Source organism: Ensifer sp. GW101-20A05, from assembly GCF_059424735.1.
Genome location: NZ_JBWKZT010000017.1, coordinates 97,478 through 113,324, shown reverse-complemented (window position 1 = coordinate 113,324; position 15,847 = coordinate 97,478). Strand labels below are relative to the sequence as shown.

Below are 15,847 nucleotides of genomic sequence, written 5' to 3'. Positions count from 1 at the left end.
AAGAGAGACAATTCGGAGAGCTCCAAGTTGTGACCCAGCAAAATGGACAGAACATGGCGCTTGGTGGCGCGCATATTTGCCTCTCGACTTGCCGAACGAGGGCATCTCCACTCTTCCATATGTATTCTACACTGTACTAGCGGGCGCAGATATTGCCCTTTAGGGAATCAGCATGGAAGCAATTCTCCTAGCGCGGCTCCTCACGACGCATTAACTGCGGTACTGAGATTGGAGTGTGCACTTCAGGATGCTGCCCAGATTTCGATGCGAACAAAAAACCGAAGCCAACCACGAATCTATCGCCTTGAGCGGATACGAACCGGCGCCCCACGTCTGCAGCCGCCATACAGGGCTCCCGAGGTCCTCGCTGGGAACAGGCGCCATGAAAGCTCGTTATCTAGCTGAAGCCTAGAGGAGCCTACCATGTCCGATCCAGCAGACTTGCCTCTTCTTGCAGATGACCTCGAAGCCGGGCTCGCGGCCTACATGACCGATCCGGACCTTTCACCGCCGCCCGCCGGCCGGGCCGCCGCGATTGAGACTATCTTGCGCGACTGGCTTGTCGCTCATCGGTACATGGCCGACGTGCCGGAGCCCACTCCGGTTCGGTTGGATTCCACGGGAGTGAACCGAGAAGAAGTGCAGTATCCGGGTTTTATCAAGTAGCATCCCTGACACATGTCCGGCTCCTGTCGGCCAAAGGTCGGGGATAGGGCGGAGACGCCGGCAAGCCGCTCCGTTCCTTCGAGGGTCTGGCCACTCGTTATAAGGGTGATTTCTTGCCCTCACCTTCCCGGCCGCGCCAGCGAACGGGCAATGTCGATGATGTCGTCGCGGGATGCGGTCGGGTCTTCTTTGTTCCAGGCAACACCAAGCCCGATCTTCAGATCGACGCCGCGCACGGGCTTAAGCTCGAAGTTGCGGTTCGGCAGATCCTTCGTCCATTCCGGCGCAAAGCCGCTGCCAAGACCGGCTGAGACCAGCGACACCAGCGAGAAGGTGTCGTCGCAGCTGTAGGCAATGTTGCCGGTCAGACCATGGGCCTCGAACATCTCGGAGAAATAGCGCTCCGAGTAGGAGAGATTCTGACGGGAAAAGGCAATGATCTTCTCGGAGCGCAGCTCCTCGATATCGATCTCGCTTCGAAGCGCCAGCGGGCTCGCCTTTTCGACCGCCAGCAGATAGCGCTCATGGGCGATCGAGAAGAAGCGCAAGGAACCGATGTTTTCGACCGGACGGATGAAACCGAGATTGATCTGGCCGGTTTCGATGGACCGGATGATGTCACTGGTCGAGCCGCTTCTCACATGCAAAGCGACATCGGGAAACTTCCGGCCGATTCGGGCGAGAAACGTCGGCAACACGCCTATGGTTGCCGGATAAACGGTTCCGATCTTGATCGTGCGGGCAGCCTTGCCGGCAACCGAGCGCGCCATCTCGGCCGACACACCGACATCGCCAATGATCCGGACCGCCCGATCGTAGAACACCTCCCCTGCCCGCGTCAGTTCGACCCGCCGCGTCGACCGCTCGAGCAGCCGAACACCGAGCTCCTTCTCCAGCGCCTGGATGTGGGAGCTCAAAGCCGGCTGCGCGATGCACATGCGCGCCGCCGCTCGGTTGAAATGCAGCTCTTCGGCGACTGCAACGAAATAGGAGAGTTGGCGTAGTTCCATATGAGCACACTGAAGCTGAGAGCATTATCTGAATTTAAGATAACTGAAAATCAGATATAAATGAAGTCCCCATCTCAAGGCAGGTGGGCAAATCGTGGCCAAAACTCTCGGTACGGCACGGCATAGAGCGCTAATCGCGCTGCTTATTGCGAGGCGTGAGGCCGCAGGACTCACGCAAACAGAACTTGCGGCAAAGTTAGGCGAGTATCAGTCCTTCGTGGCCCGCCTTGAAAGCGGTCAACGTCGCGTGGACGTCGTGGAGTTTCTACAGCTCGCAGGTCTCCTAGGCTTCGACCCCCACGAAGCTATGGATCAGCTCTCGCGTATCCAGGAATAGTCGTATTCACGGCGAGGTGACGGGCGTTCGGTTCGATACATTATGCGATTTTAGAAGCACATAAGGTACATTCTAATTTGAAGTGCAACATGCCAATGATTTCAATGGTTTCCCTCGGAGATTTTGGCATGTCCCGACGCTATTCGCAGCTGAATCTGGCCGATCGACGCCGCCTCTTCCACTTTGTCGAACGCAAGCTGCCGATCAAAGAAATGGCGCGCGACCTCGGTCGTCATCGATCGACGATCTATCGTGAGATCCGGCGCAACACCTTCCACGATCGCGAGCTGCCCGACTATAGCGGCTACTTCCCAACGGTTGCTGATGATATCCGCAAGGAGCGGCGGCAGCGTCTGACTTTGATCTCGGCGAGTGTTCGCCGTCCAAGCAAAACATATGAAGGGCCCGCTTCGCCCGCTCCGGCAGCGCCTCCATCCTTCTGCGGCCTTCACAGCTGCTCTTCCAACAGGTACCCGTCCTCGCGCGTGTCAATCGTTTGCGGCACGACCCACGAGGACAGGTCGCCGAGGGTAGATCCTTCCGTGACGTTTCTGCCGCGAGCGCCTGGTGGACGGCAGGTCCGTACGATCCGAAATAGAGCGAGGTGAGGACCGGCGAAAGGCTTTGACGGCCCATGTATCATCCAACTCGCGGGTTGGCCTTTCGAGCCCATTGCCGGATCGACTGCCTGGCGAGAAGCCAGATGGATGCGTGTGGCGCTTCCTCTGTTCTCCGCAAGTTTAACGGCTGGCTGGCGCACGACCATAGAGCAGGAGCATGAGTATGATCACCACGCCGTAGATGATCTGGCGACCGGCCTCGGGCATCTGCGTGACGGAAAGGATCGATTGCAGCAGCGTGATGAGGATGACGCCGGCGACCGTGCCGAGATAGGATCCCCGTCCGCCGAGGATCGAGGTGCCGCCGAGCACCACGGCCGCTATGGCAGGAAGAAGGTAGGCGTCGCCCATGGATTGCGCGGCCTTGGAGGCATAACCTGCAAGCAGAACCCCGCCAAAGGCCGAGAGCCCGCCCGAGGCGGCAAAGGCGGTCATGACGATGCGGCGGGTATTGATCCCGGAAAGATAGGCCGCACGCTCGCGATTGCCGATACCGTAGACCGCGCGCCCGAAGCCCGTCCGGCGCAGAAGGAAGACCATCGCCGCGCCGATCAGCGCCCAGATGAAGACGACATTCGGGATGCCCGGGATCAAGGCGCCGGTGGCGAGATAGCGCATGGCTGCGGTCGCGGAATCCTGTGGCGAGAAGCCGCCTGTGTAGACCACCATGACCCCTTGCGCGACGGCATTCGTCGCGAGCGTCACGATCATCGAGGGTATGCGCAGGTATGCCACTCCAACGCCGTTGAAGAGCCCGATGCCGATGCCGCAAAGGATGCCGAATGGTATGGCAAGCGTGGTGCCAAGGGGGCCGTATGCTGCAGCGGCGCAGGCCATCATTGCGCCCGTTGCCACGGTCCACGGCACCGAAAGGTCGATCTGCCCGAGCAGGATGACAAGCATCATGCCGGTGGCAATGATGCCGAGGAAGGATGCCACCTTCAATTGCTGCAGCAGATACTCCGGTGACAGGAAGCTGCGCGAATAGAAGCTGCCAAGGACAAGCAGCAGTACGATGCAGCCAAATGCGGTGAGCACCGCCGGATCGAGACTGCGCATGAAACCCTGCTTCCGTTCCGTTGCCCGCGTCATTGCCGTCTCGCTCACAGAAACCACTCCAATCGATTGCGCACACGAAAGAGGGCGAGCGCGCCGAGGCTGATGGCCGCAAGCAGGATCAGCCCCTGAAACAGCGGTTGCCAGAGCGGATCGAGATCGAAAACGAACAGAAGGTCGCCGATCGTCCGGAACGCCAGCGCGCCGAAGACGGCGCCTATGGCGCTGCCCTTGCCGCCGAACAGCGACACGCCACCCAGCACCACGGCGGCGATCGAAAACAGCGTGTAGGCATTGCCGCTCGCAAAGGCCGCGTCGCCGGTATAGGTAAAAAAGGTGAGGAACAGCCCGCCGAGGGCGGCCACCAGGCCCGAAAGCGTATAGGCCAGCAGCTTGCCGCGGCGGATCGGCATGCCGGACATGTAGGCCGAAGTTTCGGAAGAGCCGGCGGCATAGGCCGCGCGGCCGTAGACCGAGCGGCTGAAGGGCACCCATATCAGGAGGACCACTGCCGCGAGCGCCACAAGGCTCGCAGGGACGACAGCGAAAATACGTCCCGTCAGGGCATCCGCGAGGTGCTCGTTGACCGACCCTCCCGGAAAGGGCCGCAGCAACAGCGCGATCCCGAAATAGACCGCCCCCGTTGCGATCGTCGCCACGATCGGCTGCAGACGCCCGTATATCACGATGGCGCCGTTGGTCGCCCCGCACAACGCCCCCACGGCCAGGACGACGAGGACGCCGAAGGCCGTCTCGAGCGGCGAGCCCACGACCAGCCACGAGGCCAGGCAGTTGGTGAGCAGGAAGATCATGCCGACGGAGAGGTCGATGCCTGCGGTGATCACGACCATGGTTTGCGCCATCGCGACGAAGGCGAGCAGCACCCCCTTGTTGGCCGCCGTCTGGATGACATTGGCCGTGAAACCAGCCGGATGGTTCGCGGTGTAGATGATGAACATGACCACGAAGATCGCCAGCGCCGTCAACGTGCCCCGGTGCTCCGCCAGTCGGTATTCCCAGTCCTTCATTGCGCCGGCTCCCGCTGGGTTGGTTCTGCAGACGGAATGTTGAGTGCGCTCGCTATCAGGGCGCGCTCCGTTATCTCTGCTCCTGCCAGTTCCCGTTTCACCGTTCCGTCATAAAGCACGAGCACCCGGTCGCAGCAGCCGATGAGCTCGGCATAGTCGGTCGAATAGAACAGGATGGCTGCGCCCTCGTCCGCAAGGCGCCGCAGCAAGAGGTAGATCTCCTGCTTGGTTCCCACGTCGATGCCGCGCGTGGGATCGTTCAGCAGAATGATGCGCGGCTGCCGCATCAGCCATTTCGCGATGACGACCTTCTGCTGGTTGCCGCCCGAAAGGGCGCCGACGGGCGCGTCAATATTACCTGCCTTGATGGCGAGTAGCGTCATCATCTGATTGATGGCGCTCTCCTCTTTCGCCCTGTCGATGATCCCGCCACGCGTCAGCCGATCGAGCGACGCAAGCGAGAGATTGTCGCGCACCGTCATCGGCTGCATCAGCCCCTCGGTCTTGCGGTCCTCGGGGATGAGCGCCATGCCGATGCCGTGCCGGCGCGCCTGCGCAGGGCTGCCGATGCTGATCGGGCTGCCGTCGACGAGAACCGTGCCGCGCAACCCGCGCAGGACCCCGAATAACGCCAGAAGGAGATCGCGCTGCCCTTGCCCGTCCAGCCCACCGAGACCGACGATCTCACCCGAGCGAAGCGAAAACGAGATGTCGTGAAGGCGATCCGCCCAGGACAGATTTCGTGTTTCAAGCACAGGCGCAATCTGTGCAAGCCGGCCGGGCTTGGGAGGATAGACGCTGTGATACTCGCGGCCGATCATCATCTCGATGACCTCCGCATCGCTCCTTGTGCCCGCCGCGTAGCTCGCAACCTTGCTGCCGTTGCGAAACACTGTGCAGTCGTCCGCAAGTTCCGCAATCTCGTTCATGCGATGCGAGATGTAGACGAGCGCCAGCCCTTCCGCACGCAATCGCTTCAGTACGGCAAAAACCTTCGACACGTCGGCCGCCGTCAGCGCCGATGTCGCCTCGTCGAGGATGAGGATGCGCGGCTTGCGGGCCAGTGCCTTGGCGATCTCGACGATCTGCTTGCGCGACAGCGGCAGGTCCTTGACCAGCGCCAGAGGATGGATGTCGGCGGCACCGGCGCGCGCCAGCGCCTCCTCTGCGATGCGCCGTTGGGCCTTGCGGTCGATCATGCCGAACCGCGTCGGCGGATTGGAAATGACGATATTGTCGGCAACGCTGAGTTCCGGGATCAGCGACAACTCCTGAAAGACGCAGGCGATCCCGGCGGCGTTGGCGGCAGCCGGCGAAGCGAATTTCACCGGCTGTGCATCGAGCGTCATCTGCCCTTCGTCCGCAGCCACGACGCCGGCCATGATCTTGATGAGTGTCGACTTTCCGGCGCCGTTCTCACCGAGAACGGCGTGGATGGCCCCAGCCCTGACCGACAGTCCGGCATTTTCAAGCGCGCGAACCCCACCATAGCGCTTCGATATCCCCTCCATGCGAAAGAGCGGGCCGCCATTTTCCATTGCTCTCTCCGGGAAACCGTTACGGACGACGGGCACTGCACGGCTGTGCAACGCCCGTTCCTGATCGACCTACTGGTTTTCCTTGCTCTGCTTCATGATTTCCTGGGCGGAGAAATTGATCCCGCAGGTAGGGAAGGAATTACCGACGAAGAAATTGTCGGATTCGGACTGGAAGTAGTCCTGGCCCTCCTTGAAATTCGGATCCTCGACAATGGCCAACGGCAACTTGACCGACTGCGGCACCACCTGTCCCTCGAGCGCGGCGATCGCCGTCTTGATGGCAACGGCCACCTGTGCGGGTCCGGTTCCGGCCGACGAGCATTTCAGGCCGTCTGCGGCATGTGCTGCACAGAACTTGCGAAACCCGTTTTCGGTTTCGCCGCCAAACGGCACGAACGGATGTTTGGCGTCGATCATCGCCTGGACAATGCCGGTATCGCCGCCCTGGCCGGTAATGCCGTCGAAGGGACCGCTGGTGGCGATCGCATCCGCCGTCACCTTCTGGGCCACCCCGTCATCCCATTTGCCCACGACCTCGATGACCTCGAAGTTCTTGCCCGACGCCTGGAGTTTCTCATGGATGCCGTTGTGCCGATCGGTGTCGACCGAAGTGCCGGCCACACCGCGCACCTCGAGTACCTTGCCGCCGTTCGGCAGGTGTTTGACGAGCCATTCGCCCCACAATTGGCCGAGCCCCTTCTGGTCGACGTTGACGTTGATCGCGTCCTGGGTGTCGAGGATATTGTCGAAGGCAACCAGCACCACGCCGGCTTCCTTCGCCCGCTTGATGACGGGCGCGAATGCCGTCGGGTTCTGGGCGTTGACGACGATGGCGTCATAGCCGGAATCGATGAAGTTGTTGATCGCCGAGATTTGGGCGGGCACGTCCTCACCCGTCGAAACGACCTTGAACTCCTTTAGCTTCGCCGCGACGTCGGGCTGGGCGGCATAGGCCTTTGCCGTCTGCACCATCTGGATACGCCAGGTATTGGCGATGTAGCCGTTGGCAAGCGCGATGCGGTACGGGCCTTCCTTTTTCGGAAACTTGAAGAATTTTGTGTCCGCCGACCATGGCGCGAAACATTCCGGCTCCGCCGCGGGCCCTGAAACCACTTCCGGCTCCGCGTAGGCGGCCGATCCCAACATAAAAAAGGCAGTGGCAGCAACGATGCCGCCAGCGAGTGACTTCACCATCGACATTTCCTCCCATTGGCGCGCCACTGATTTTGTTCTCCGTTTCGAGAGGGAACTCCTTCCCCCGGAACGGCACGAACTTCTCTGGCACCGGCACGCTGGATGCCTGCTTTCACCATTGACGAGGCGCTCTGGTCTCCTCCCGAAAACACCGCTGTCTCTTAATTAGGTAGCGCTACCACAAAAAATTGTAAAGTAACATTTGCGGATTACCGAGAACCGAACTCCTCAATTTTCAAGTGAAATTCGGCGACGTCGACAGCGATGCAGGAAGGCTATTCCCTTCCGTGATGATAGCGCTATCATGCGATCAGCAGTCAGAGTGCGATCGTTGCCGCATGAGGGTACCCATGGCCGAGGATTTCGAGATCGTAGACCAGCGCTTTGCCAGCCTGGTCAACCACAGCGCCCGAGTGGAACAGCTCTATACGGGGTGTCGCTGGGCCGAAGGGCCGGCCTATTTCGCCGCCGGGCGCTATCTGGTCTGGTCGGATATTCCCAATGACCGGATGCTGCGTTATGACGAAACCGACGGGCATGTGAGCATCTTTCGCCAGCCGTCGAACTTCGCGAACGGCAATACCACCGACCGGCATGGCCGTCTGGTGACCTGTGAGCACGGTGGCCGCCGTGTCAGCCGCACCGAACATGACGGGAGCATCACCACCGTCGCCGATCGCTGGAACGGCAAGCGGCTCAACTCACCGAACGACGTCGTCGTGCGATCAGACGGGTCGATCTGGTTCACCGATCCCGCCTACGGCATCGAGTCCGATTACGAGGGCCACAAGGCCGAAAGCGAAATCGGCGCCTGCCACGTCTATCGTGTCGACCCGGCGACGGGCGCAGTTGCGGCCGTCATTACTGACATGGTGCGGCCGAATGGCCTCGCCTTTTCGCTTGATGAAAAAAAGCTCTACGTCGTCGACACCGGCCGGACGCATGGGCCCGACCTTCCTGCGCATATGCGTGTCTTCGATCTGAACGAGGCGGGCGCGATATCGGGCGGGCGGGTCTTTGCCGATTGCACCGTTGGCCTCTTTGACGGGTTCCGCCTGGACGACGAAGGGCGGATCTGGACAAGCGCCCGCGACGGCATCCATTGCTACCACCCGGACGGCACCTTGCTCGGCAAGGTGAGAGTGCCGGAAAACACCGCCAATTGCGTGTTCGGCGGGCCTAAGCGAAATATCCTCTACATCTGCGCGACCAGCTCGCTTTATGCCGTTCGGCTGATGGTCAACGGCGCAAAACTCGACTGAGACAGGAGGCCAGCCATGCCGTTCGTGCGGATCACCATCGTGCGCGAGACCCTCGCCGACGATCCTGCGGCCAAGAAGGCGGCAATCCGCAGCCAGGTCACTGCGGCGATTGCCGAGGCAACCGGATTGTCCGAGCGCGAAATCTCCGTCGTCTTCGATGAGGTGGACGCAAGGAACTGGTATGTCGGCCGCACCGATGTCGGGACCCTGCGCTCACGCAGCCAGAAGGAGTCGACGTGAAGGACGACATCACTCCCAAAGACCAGAGCCGGAGGGCAAGCCGACGCGGCAGTGGGAGACCGACCATAGCCGACGTCGCAAAACTGGCAGGGGTCGCCGCGATTACCGTGTCGCGCGCGCTACGCGATCCCTCGCTGGTTTCGGCCGAACTGCGCGCGGGGATCGATACGGCGGTGGTCCAGCTCGGCTATGCGCCCGACCCCAATGCGCGCGCGCTCGCCTCCTCCCGAGCCGATGTGATCGGTGTTCTCGTGCCGTCACTGACAAACATCGTCTTCGCCGACACGGTGAGAGGCATCTATGACGAGCTCGGCGACGGTCCGTTGCAGATACAGATGGGCAACACCCACTATTCGCCCCGGGAAGAGGAACGCCTGATCCGGATGTTTTTGAGCCAGCGGCCGTCGGCGCTGATCGTGTCCGGCATCGACCAGACCGAAACGACCCGCAAACTGCTCGAGAGCGCGGATTGCCCTATCGTGCAGATCATGGAGTATGGCGACGATCCGGTCGATATGCTGGTCGGGTTCTCACACTTCGATGGCGGCAAGGCGGCGACCAACCATCTGATCGAGGCTGGATATCGCCGTATAGGCTTCATCGGCGCGCGAATGGATCCTCGCTCGCAGCGTCGCCTCGCCGGTTACCGCTCGGCTCTGGAGACCGCTCAGCTCTTTGATCCCAAACTGGTAACCACCACGCTGACGCATTCACGCGTATCGCTCGGCGGGCCGCTCCTGGCCGATGCGCTTGGCAAGGTCACCGATCTTGACGCGGTCTTCTGCAACAATGATGACCTTGCCATGGGCGTGCTGTTCGAATGCCAGCGGGCGGGCATCGCCGTGCCGCACAGCATGGCAATCTGTGGCTTCAACGACCTCGACATGATGCACGTCGCCTATCCGTCGCTCACCAGCGTACGCACGCCGCGCTATGAAATCGGCCGGCGCTCGGTGCAGATGGTGCTGGATCGACTTGCCGGCCGGCCAATTGAATCGCCGATCGTCAACTTGGGCTTCGAGCTTCAGATTCGCGAAAGTACGGCGCGATGAAACGGCACATTCTCAAGGATCGGCCGCAGCGCACAATCCAGATGATACATTGTGCGATCCTCGTGGCCCAAAGGGTGAACATCACAGCAACAAGGTCAGCAGGGCTTCGTGGACCCTAAGGCGACGTCCACGCTTAAGTCCGTGAAAGCATTGCGCCGGCACTTCGGTCGTCCGGCATTCTTTCCCAGTTCTCTGCAAGCCGCCGTCCCGCCACCATGGCGGCGGATGGGAGACGAGAAGGTCTAAGCTTTGCCAGCCTTCTGAGGTTTTGCGCCGTAAGCCGATGCCGACATTGCCGTCGTCGGGCGCGATGATTGCGGTGTTGACGCCGACCAGCATGCCGTCTGCTGTCACCAGTGCGCCTCCCGAGTTGCCGGGGTCATTTTTGGCCCGCGGTCGCGAATTGCTATGGTGCGCCGCGGAGCGAATGTTCGAAAGTCGGGCCCTAAGAAGCGCCCGACCCCAGCCATTCTAGATAGGCGAATGTTGACCGCCAGCGCCGGTCTTCGTCGCGAGCAGCCCATCCGCGCTCGTTGACATGCCCGCATCTCGGCAGGCGTCAATGAACGCTTCGCGTGCGATGGCGACTGGCGTCATTCGGTTTAGCGCGCGGCGGCACGTTTGAACCGCCCGATTGTATTGTCTGCCGCGATAGATGGCCCAATCGCCTTCCAGGAAATCGAGTGCGTCGTTGACAGAAGCGAAGATATGGGACGCCCCGTCCTTCATGCGGACGGTGACGGGCGTCATCCAAACCAATTCCGGGTGCAGCATGATGTCCTCCTTTCGCATTCACGCCGGATGAAAAAGAAGTGAAAAAAATATTGGCTGCGCCAGAGCGAATTTCAAGACTTTCAAACACCTACCGCATGATCACGTCGACTGACCGTCACGCCAGCTTTGGCGGCTTCCAAGGCCCCGGCATTGGAGCAGGGATCGCTCCCACTGCGGAATATGATCACTGATGGGTTCGCTACGCAGCAGTTGCGTTGCAACGGACGGATTTCGGGCGTGCGCATGCCAACATGCGATTGAGGGTGGACACAGACGATGGGTACTTCTGTCTGCTGAGATCGCCCGCGGGCGGCGGCCGATTACTGACGGTCTGTGAGTCCGACCGATCGGCGGCGTTAGAGCGCGGGGGAATGAAGTCAAGAAAACGTTCGTGCCCTTCCTCGCCTTGACTACTTTGAACGGTCCGGCTCGGTTTCATCGAACCCTACGTCCCAGTCTTTTGCGGGTTCCTTATGACCGGGCGCGCTACGGTCGTCGGACACGTCCTCGGACCCAGTCACCTCGGTGGGCTTTGCGCTCGATACGCCGATGCTCTTGCGATCCGCCTGAGATTTGGCGAACTGGCCTTTTGCATCTTGTTTCGTCTTAAGGGCATCAGACGCCCGGCTGCGCTCCGGATCCCGGTTATTTTCGCCCGCGGCGTCTTGATCACTATCCGGGTTATCCTTTGCCGGAAGATACCCACGGGGTCTGCTTTCCTCGGGGCCTTCCCAGCGCGGAGACTGGTCGGTAGTGCCCGGAGCGCCGTCTTTCGGTTTTTTCATTCCCATGTCCACCTCCTGTCTCGTCGAGCAAAACTGGTGACGGACGTGGAAGTTCCTCAATCGGCGCCGCGCCTTTGAGAGATCTCGTCGCCGCAAGTCACATAACAAAATCGCGCGTGGCCCTCCCACCTACTTCTGGAACACTGCGGCGCAGAACCAACGAGGTGTTTCGACGCTGTCCGCCGTTCTCCTTGAGGTTGGTAAACCCAGAAAATGCGAGTCGCCGCCAAAAGACGAATTGTATCAGGAACCTAGGCGGGGCTCGCAAAACGCGCAGCCGAACAGAGCTAAGTCATTGAAAAATGATTCGTTTCGAGTCGGAACGAATCGCCTCCGAATCACTTGAATCGCTTGATTGTGGTGGAGTGTCGGTGTCATGGCGGGCCCAAGAGCGAATTGGAAGGGTTACATCAAATTCGGAGAGGTTTCCTGTCCGGTGGCGCTCTACACGGCCGCCTCCTCATCCGAGCGCATCGCCTTCAACACGCTCAATCGCAAAACCGGAAACCGGGTTAAACGCGAGTTCATCGACAGCGAGACCGGCGATCCGGTGGAGCGAGAAGATCAGGTCAAGGGCTATGAAGTCGACAATGGCCAATATGTCGTGCTCGAGCCCGACGAGGTCGCCGCGGCAATCCCGGAGAGCGACAAGACTCTCAGGATCGAGGCCTTTATTCCCTGCTCCCAGATCGACACCACCTATTTCGACAAGCCCTACTATCTCGCGCCCGACAAGATGGGCACGGATGCCTTCCTGCTGTTGCGGGACGGCATGAAAAAGCAAGGGGTCGCCGCAATCGCCCAGACCGTGCTCTTCCGCCGGATGCGCACCGTCCTCATCCGCGCGCATGGCAAAGGCCTGATCGCCTCGACGCTGAACTTCGACTACGAGGTCCGCTCGTCGGAAAAGGCATTCGAGGAGATCCCGAATCTCAAAATCGAGGGCGAAATACTCGAGCTCGCCGAACACATCATCGGAACCAAGAAGGGCACCTTCGATGCCAGCACGTTCGAGGATCGCTACGAGGCCGCGGTCGCCGAACTGGTGAAGGCTAAGATCGAGGGCCGCACGTTGCCGAAGAAGAAGGCGCCGGTGGCCTCCAAGCCGAGCAATCTATTGCAAGCGCTTCGCGAAAGTGCTGGGCTGGGCGCCAAGGAGACGAAGCCGAAGCGCACGGCCGCCAACGCCAACCGCCGCGCCGGTCGCCAGAAGGCAGCAGAAACTGCCGCGAAGTCGAAGCAGGCCGCGCCGCCGCGTCGCGCCGGCTGATCGGAGGGTGTCGTTATGGCCATCCGCCCGCACTGGAAAGGCTATCTCAAACTTTCGCTCGTTACCTGCCCGGTGCAGATGATGCCGGCGACATCCGAAAGCGAGAAGGTCCGTTTTCATACCCTCAATCGCCAGACCCAGAACCGAGTCGTCAGCCATTATGTCGACGCCGTCACCGGCAAAGAGGTGAAAGAAGAAGACGAGGTCAAAGGCTATCAGCGCGGCGAGGACGAATACGTCATTCTCGAAGACGAGGAACTTGAGAACGTGGCGTTGGAGAGCACCAGGACGATCGACATTTCCACCTTCACGCCACGCGACAGCATCGAGTGGATCTGGCTCGACACGCCCTATTATCTTTCCCCCGACGACCCGGTCGGCGAGGAAGCATTTTCGGTCATCCGCGACGCGATGGACGCCCAGAACATGGTCGGCATTTCCCGGCTGGTGATCTCGCGGCGCGAGCGCGCCGTCATGCTGGAGCCACGCGGAAAGGGTATCGTGCTCTGGACCCTGCGCTATGGGGACGAGGTTCGCGAGGAGGATAGCTATTTCGAGGCGATCGGCGATGGGAAAGCCGATTCCGAGATGATGCCGCTGGTCCAGCAACTGATAAAAAAACAGACGAAGGACTGGAGTGCGAAAATGGTAGCCGACCCTGTCCAGGAGCGGCTGCTTGATATCATCGCCGCCAAGAAGAAGACGCTGAAGAAGCCGGTCAAAGGCAAGGCCAAACCGCAGCCGTCGTCACCAGCCAGTAACGTCGTCAATATCATGGACGCCCTGAAGAAATCGGTCGCGGCCGAAAAGCGGGGCGGCAGATGAGACGCCGCACCAAGCCGTTGCTTCAGAACGAACAGCTTTTGAAGTTGAAACCGGCCCGGCCGCGCGATGCAGCGCAACCCCATCTTCCGTTCGATCCGATGCCCGAGCGCATCGAGCCATGCCTGGCCCTCCTGAAGACCGTGCCGCCCAAAGGTCAGGATTGGGCCTTCGAGGTAAAATGGGACGGCTATCGGCTGGCGATCCACATCAAGCCGAAGGGCGTGCGGATCATCACCCGCGGCGGTCACGACTGGACGCACCGTTTTCCGGCGATCGCCGCGGCAGCACGAAAGCTGGGCGCAGGAACGGCCATCCTCGATGGCGAGGCTGTGGTTTTGGACAAAGACGGGCGCTCCGATTTCGGGGCGCTGCAGCGTTCGCTTGGCGGACGCGGCGGCAAGCGCTCGTCGACGGAGTCGGTGTTCTTCGCTTTCGATCTTTTGTATTTCGACGGCCACGATCTCACACGAACCGAGCTTTCCGTCCGCCGGCATCTGCTCGATGGTTTCCTCGACGGCGCCACCGGGGCGATCCAGGTGTCGGAGGAAATCCATGGCGATGGCGCAGCACTTCTGGCAAATGCCTGCTCGCTTGGGCTCGAGGGCATCGTTGCCAAACATCGGGATCAGCCCTATCGCTCCGGCCGTACCGGCGACTGGCTGAAGATCAAATGCGTCCAGAGCGAAAGCTTCATGGTCGTCGGCTACGAGCAGTCCGCCGTTGCACGCGGCGGCATCGGCAGCCTGCTTCTCGCCGGTCGCAAGGGGCATGACTGGGTCTATGTCGGCTCAGTTGGCACCGGGTTCAACACCAAGGATGCCGAGGAACTGCGCGCCAAGCTCGACAAGCTGAAGACCAAGCGGCCGACCGTACCGCTCAAAGGTAAGGACCTGGTGTTCGCCCAGCCAACATTGATTGCCGAGATTGAGTTTCGCGGGTGGACCCACGACGGCAATTTGCGGCACGCATCCTACAAGGGCCTGCGCGAGATCCAGGATAATGCCGCTGTCTTCAACATGAACGAGAAGCCACCCCGGCTGACCGGGCGCTCGGCTCCCCTTGCGGGGAGCGCCCTGTCGGAGCCGGACGACCGTGCGCTTCAGTCAAGCTGCTCGGCAAAACAGTTATTGAAACGGGTGATGCCCGACAGATGATATCCCACCGTCCCGTTTGCAAGGTTCGTCGACGCGGTCGAGTTCGAAGAAATAGATCCGCTCGTCGCCGGTGATCGTCATCGCCCCCATTATCGTGTGCTCGTCGATACGACGGAAATGATCGACGATCGGCTGGTGGTCATAGACCATCGCCGAACTCTCGATTCCGCCAAACACCCTCATCTTCAGCGAAGCGACCGGCCCCCTCGCTCGAAGCCGGCGCTGAAGATAGGAAAACAGGTTTTTCGCCACACGCGTCCGGCCGAGCACGTGCAAACGCAGCGCCAAGGGAAGCGGTATCCATTTGGGATCGATGGCGACCAGACGCGCTCCCCAAGCGGAACAGCAAGGCGTCCACCCGCATGTCCGGCGTGAACCGCTTGCCGAACCAGCCGAGATTTTCCAGCACACCGTCGAATGGATGTCCGGCCGGAATGCCGCGTCCCTTCCATAGGCCGACGAGATCGCGCGGCTCGATCGGGGCCAAGCTTCGGAATGCCTCAAGGGTGATCTGCTGTTCTCTCACCGGAGACTTTGTCCTTCTGTTCGGCTCGCCGCCTTGATCCAAGTCGCGCCACGCGCAACTCATCGAGCGTTGGCATCCACCAGCCGCGCTCCAGTTCGCGTTGCTCCGGTAGCGTCCACGCCGGCCAGGTTGTCACCAGTTCTTCCAACGTGCCTGTTCGCCAGGACGTCCAGCCATATTCCTCGCCATTCGCCGCGCGAAAGTATAAGCCATCGAGCAGGGCCCTGTCCGCCAACGCGCCGTCCGTAGCAGAAAATCGCCCCGACCAGCGGGCCGATAGCGCCGCTGGAGTGGGCCTCATTGGCAGGGACCGGATAGCGTTTCCGCCGGCACTCCCTCGTCCTTGCTTGGACGCCGCCTCTTCCGCCGTGCCCTTGATCGCCTCGCGCCGCACCCGCCGTGCCTCCGGCTCGCTACGCTCCACGGCAGCCTCGATTTCCTTCAAGCGCTTCCGCAACTCCTGGAACGAACGGTAGGGCACGGTCCAGAGGCGACCGTACACACGGTTCA

General features: G+C 61.0%; 15 protein-coding genes and 4 pseudogenes. 9 read left to right on the top strand and 10 right to left on the bottom strand.

Annotated elements, in window-relative coordinates; translation table 11 throughout:
* The first annotated feature begins 423 nt into the window (after window positions 1–423).
* Window positions 424–666 carry a hypothetical protein gene (locus tag AC070A_RS29305; RefSeq protein ID WP_113738005.1) on the top strand — a complete coding sequence of 81 codons (243 nt, stop codon included), beginning with the start codon at window positions 424–426 and terminating at the stop codon, window positions 664–666.
* A gap of 119 nt (window positions 667–785) precedes the next feature.
* Here the strand turns inward: AC070A_RS29305 and AC070A_RS29300 are convergent, their stop codons facing one another.
* On the bottom strand, window positions 786–1,676 hold the full coding sequence (locus tag AC070A_RS29300) for a LysR family transcriptional regulator (protein WP_057251546.1): 891 nt from the start codon (window positions 1,674–1,676) through the stop codon (window positions 786–788).
* Between the two features lie 94 nt (window positions 1,677–1,770).
* Between AC070A_RS29300 and AC070A_RS29295 the strand changes: the two genes are divergently transcribed.
* Together AC070A_RS29295 and AC070A_RS29290 are read left to right on the top strand one after the other, a co-directional pair.
* Entirely contained in the window at window positions 1,771–2,013 is a 243-nt protein-coding gene (locus AC070A_RS29295; RefSeq protein ID WP_057251547.1) for a helix-turn-helix domain-containing protein, read from the top strand.
* A 128-nt stretch (window positions 2,014–2,141) separates the two neighbouring features.
* A pseudogene (locus AC070A_RS29290) lies at window positions 2,142–2,369 on the top strand (helix-turn-helix domain-containing protein); the annotation flags it as partial.
* A 384-nt stretch (window positions 2,370–2,753) separates the two neighbouring features.
* Here the strand turns inward: AC070A_RS29290 and AC070A_RS29285 are convergent.
* From AC070A_RS29285 to AC070A_RS29270, 4 genes are all read right to left on the bottom strand, one after another.
* Window positions 2,754–3,725 carry an ABC transporter permease gene (locus AC070A_RS29285; protein WP_113737824.1) on the bottom strand — a complete coding sequence of 324 codons (972 nt, stop codon included), beginning with the start codon at window positions 3,723–3,725 and terminating at the stop codon, window positions 2,754–2,756.
* 11 nt (window positions 3,726–3,736) lie between these two features.
* The gene (locus tag AC070A_RS29280) at window positions 3,737–4,717 is read right to left on the bottom strand and encodes an ABC transporter permease (protein WP_057251549.1); all 981 of its coding nucleotides are present in this window, start codon (window positions 4,715–4,717) and stop codon (window positions 3,737–3,739) included.
* Window positions 4,714–6,255, bottom strand: coding sequence for a sugar ABC transporter ATP-binding protein (locus AC070A_RS29275; protein WP_057251550.1), 1,542 nt, complete (start codon window positions 6,253–6,255; stop codon window positions 4,714–4,716). Before AC070A_RS29275 ends, AC070A_RS29280 begins: the two co-directional genes overlap by 4 nt.
* 69 nt (window positions 6,256–6,324) lie before the next feature.
* Complete coding sequence (locus AC070A_RS29270; protein WP_113737837.1) at window positions 6,325–7,449, bottom strand: sugar ABC transporter substrate-binding protein; 1,125 nt, start codon at window positions 7,447–7,449, stop codon at window positions 6,325–6,327.
* 350 nt (window positions 7,450–7,799) lie between these two features.
* Here AC070A_RS29270 and AC070A_RS29265 point away from each other — a divergent pair, with 350 nt between their 5' ends.
* The 3 genes from AC070A_RS29265 to gntR are packed head-to-tail and all read left to right on the top strand — an operon-like array spanning window position 7,800 to window position 10,003.
* On the top strand, window positions 7,800–8,711 hold the full coding sequence (locus AC070A_RS29265) for an SMP-30/gluconolactonase/LRE family protein (protein WP_057251551.1): 912 nt from the start codon (window positions 7,800–7,802) through the stop codon (window positions 8,709–8,711).
* A gap of 15 nt (window positions 8,712–8,726) precedes the next feature.
* Window positions 8,727–8,951 (top strand): tautomerase family protein, encoded by a 225-nt coding sequence (locus tag AC070A_RS29260; RefSeq protein WP_057251552.1) that lies wholly within the window; start codon window positions 8,727–8,729, stop codon window positions 8,949–8,951.
* Entirely contained in the window at window positions 8,948–10,003 is a 1,056-nt protein-coding gene (gene gntR / locus AC070A_RS29255; protein ID WP_309140397.1) for an HTH-type transcriptional regulator GntR, read from the top strand. The genes AC070A_RS29260 and gntR overlap by 4 nt, the downstream gene beginning before the upstream one ends.
* An 81-nt stretch (window positions 10,004–10,084) precedes the next feature.
* Here gntR and AC070A_RS29250 read toward each other — a convergent pair whose 3' ends face one another.
* The 3 genes and pseudogenes from AC070A_RS29250 to AC070A_RS29240 form a co-directional block, all read right to left on the bottom strand.
* A complete protein-coding gene (locus AC070A_RS29250; RefSeq protein ID WP_492383631.1) occupies window positions 10,085–10,357 on the bottom strand; it encodes a hypothetical protein in 273 nt (90 codons plus the stop codon).
* Window positions 10,358–10,474: 117 nt separating this feature from the next.
* A complete protein-coding gene (locus tag AC070A_RS29245; protein ID WP_082615891.1) occupies window positions 10,475–10,777 on the bottom strand; it encodes a DUF982 domain-containing protein in 303 nt (100 codons plus the stop codon).
* A 593-nt stretch (window positions 10,778–11,370) separates the two neighbouring features.
* Window positions 11,371–11,568: pseudogene (locus AC070A_RS29240) on the bottom strand (hypothetical protein); the annotation flags it as partial.
* A gap of 370 nt (window positions 11,569–11,938) precedes the next feature.
* Between AC070A_RS29240 and ku (AC070A_RS29235) the strand changes: the two are divergent.
* Genes ku (AC070A_RS29235) through ligD form a run of 3 tightly spaced genes read left to right on the top strand, consistent with a single transcriptional unit; the run spans window position 11,939 to window position 14,811 of the window.
* Window positions 11,939–12,832, top strand: a complete 894-nt coding sequence (gene ku, locus AC070A_RS29235) for a non-homologous end joining protein Ku (protein ID WP_113737827.1) — start codon at window positions 11,939–11,941, stop codon at window positions 12,830–12,832.
* 15 nt (window positions 12,833–12,847) lie between these two features.
* A complete protein-coding gene (gene ku / locus AC070A_RS29230) occupies window positions 12,848–13,657 on the top strand; it encodes a non-homologous end joining protein Ku (protein ID WP_057251555.1) in 810 nt (269 codons plus the stop codon).
* Window positions 13,654–14,811: a non-homologous end-joining DNA ligase gene (gene ligD, locus AC070A_RS29225; protein WP_113737829.1), complete on the top strand. Its 1,158-nt coding sequence runs from the start codon at window positions 13,654–13,656 to the stop codon at window positions 14,809–14,811. Before ku (AC070A_RS29230) ends, ligD begins: the two co-directional genes overlap by 4 nt.
* On the opposite strand, the pseudogene AC070A_RS29220 reads toward ligD, so the two are convergent.
* Window positions 14,782–15,400 (bottom strand): annotated as a pseudogene (locus AC070A_RS29220) (DUF4334 domain-containing protein). The gene ligD and the pseudogene AC070A_RS29220 sit on opposite strands and share 30 nt — an antisense overlap.
* A pseudogene (locus tag AC070A_RS29215) lies at window positions 15,312–15,830 on the bottom strand (hypothetical protein); the annotation flags it as partial. The pseudogenes AC070A_RS29220 and AC070A_RS29215, both read right to left, overlap by 89 nt.
* Between the last annotated feature and the right edge of the window lie 17 nt (window positions 15,831–15,847).

Bases quoted from the DNA above. Each gene is read 5' to 3' on its own strand.
- AC070A_RS29305 (WP_113738005.1), top strand. From the start codon at position 424: ATGTCCGATCCAGCAGACTTGCCTCTTCTTGCAGATGACCTCGAAGCC.
- AC070A_RS29300 (WP_057251546.1), bottom strand. From the start codon at position 1,676: ATGGAACTACGCCAACTCTCCTATTTCGTTGCAGTCGCCGAAGAGCTG.
- AC070A_RS29285 (WP_113737824.1), bottom strand. From the start codon at position 3,725: ATGACGCGGGCAACGGAACGGAAGCAGGGTTTCATGCGCAGTCTCGAT.
- AC070A_RS29280 (WP_057251549.1), bottom strand. From the start codon at position 4,717: ATGAAGGACTGGGAATACCGACTGGCGGAGCACCGGGGCACGTTGACG.
- AC070A_RS29275 (WP_057251550.1), bottom strand. From the start codon at position 6,255: ATGGAAAATGGCGGCCCGCTCTTTCGCATGGAGGGGATATCGAAGCGC.
- AC070A_RS29270 (WP_113737837.1), bottom strand. From the start codon at position 7,449: ATGGTGAAGTCACTCGCTGGCGGCATCGTTGCTGCCACTGCCTTTTTT.
- AC070A_RS29265 (WP_057251551.1), top strand. From the start codon at position 7,800: ATGGCCGAGGATTTCGAGATCGTAGACCAGCGCTTTGCCAGCCTGGTC.
- AC070A_RS29260 (WP_057251552.1), top strand. From the start codon at position 8,727: ATGCCGTTCGTGCGGATCACCATCGTGCGCGAGACCCTCGCCGACGAT.
- AC070A_RS29245 (WP_082615891.1), bottom strand. From the start codon at position 10,777: ATGCTGCACCCGGAATTGGTTTGGATGACGCCCGTCACCGTCCGCATG.
- ku (WP_113737827.1), top strand. From the start codon at position 11,939: ATGGCGGGCCCAAGAGCGAATTGGAAGGGTTACATCAAATTCGGAGAG.
- ku (WP_057251555.1), top strand. From the start codon at position 12,848: ATGGCCATCCGCCCGCACTGGAAAGGCTATCTCAAACTTTCGCTCGTT.
- ligD (WP_113737829.1), top strand. From the start codon at position 13,654: ATGAGACGCCGCACCAAGCCGTTGCTTCAGAACGAACAGCTTTTGAAG.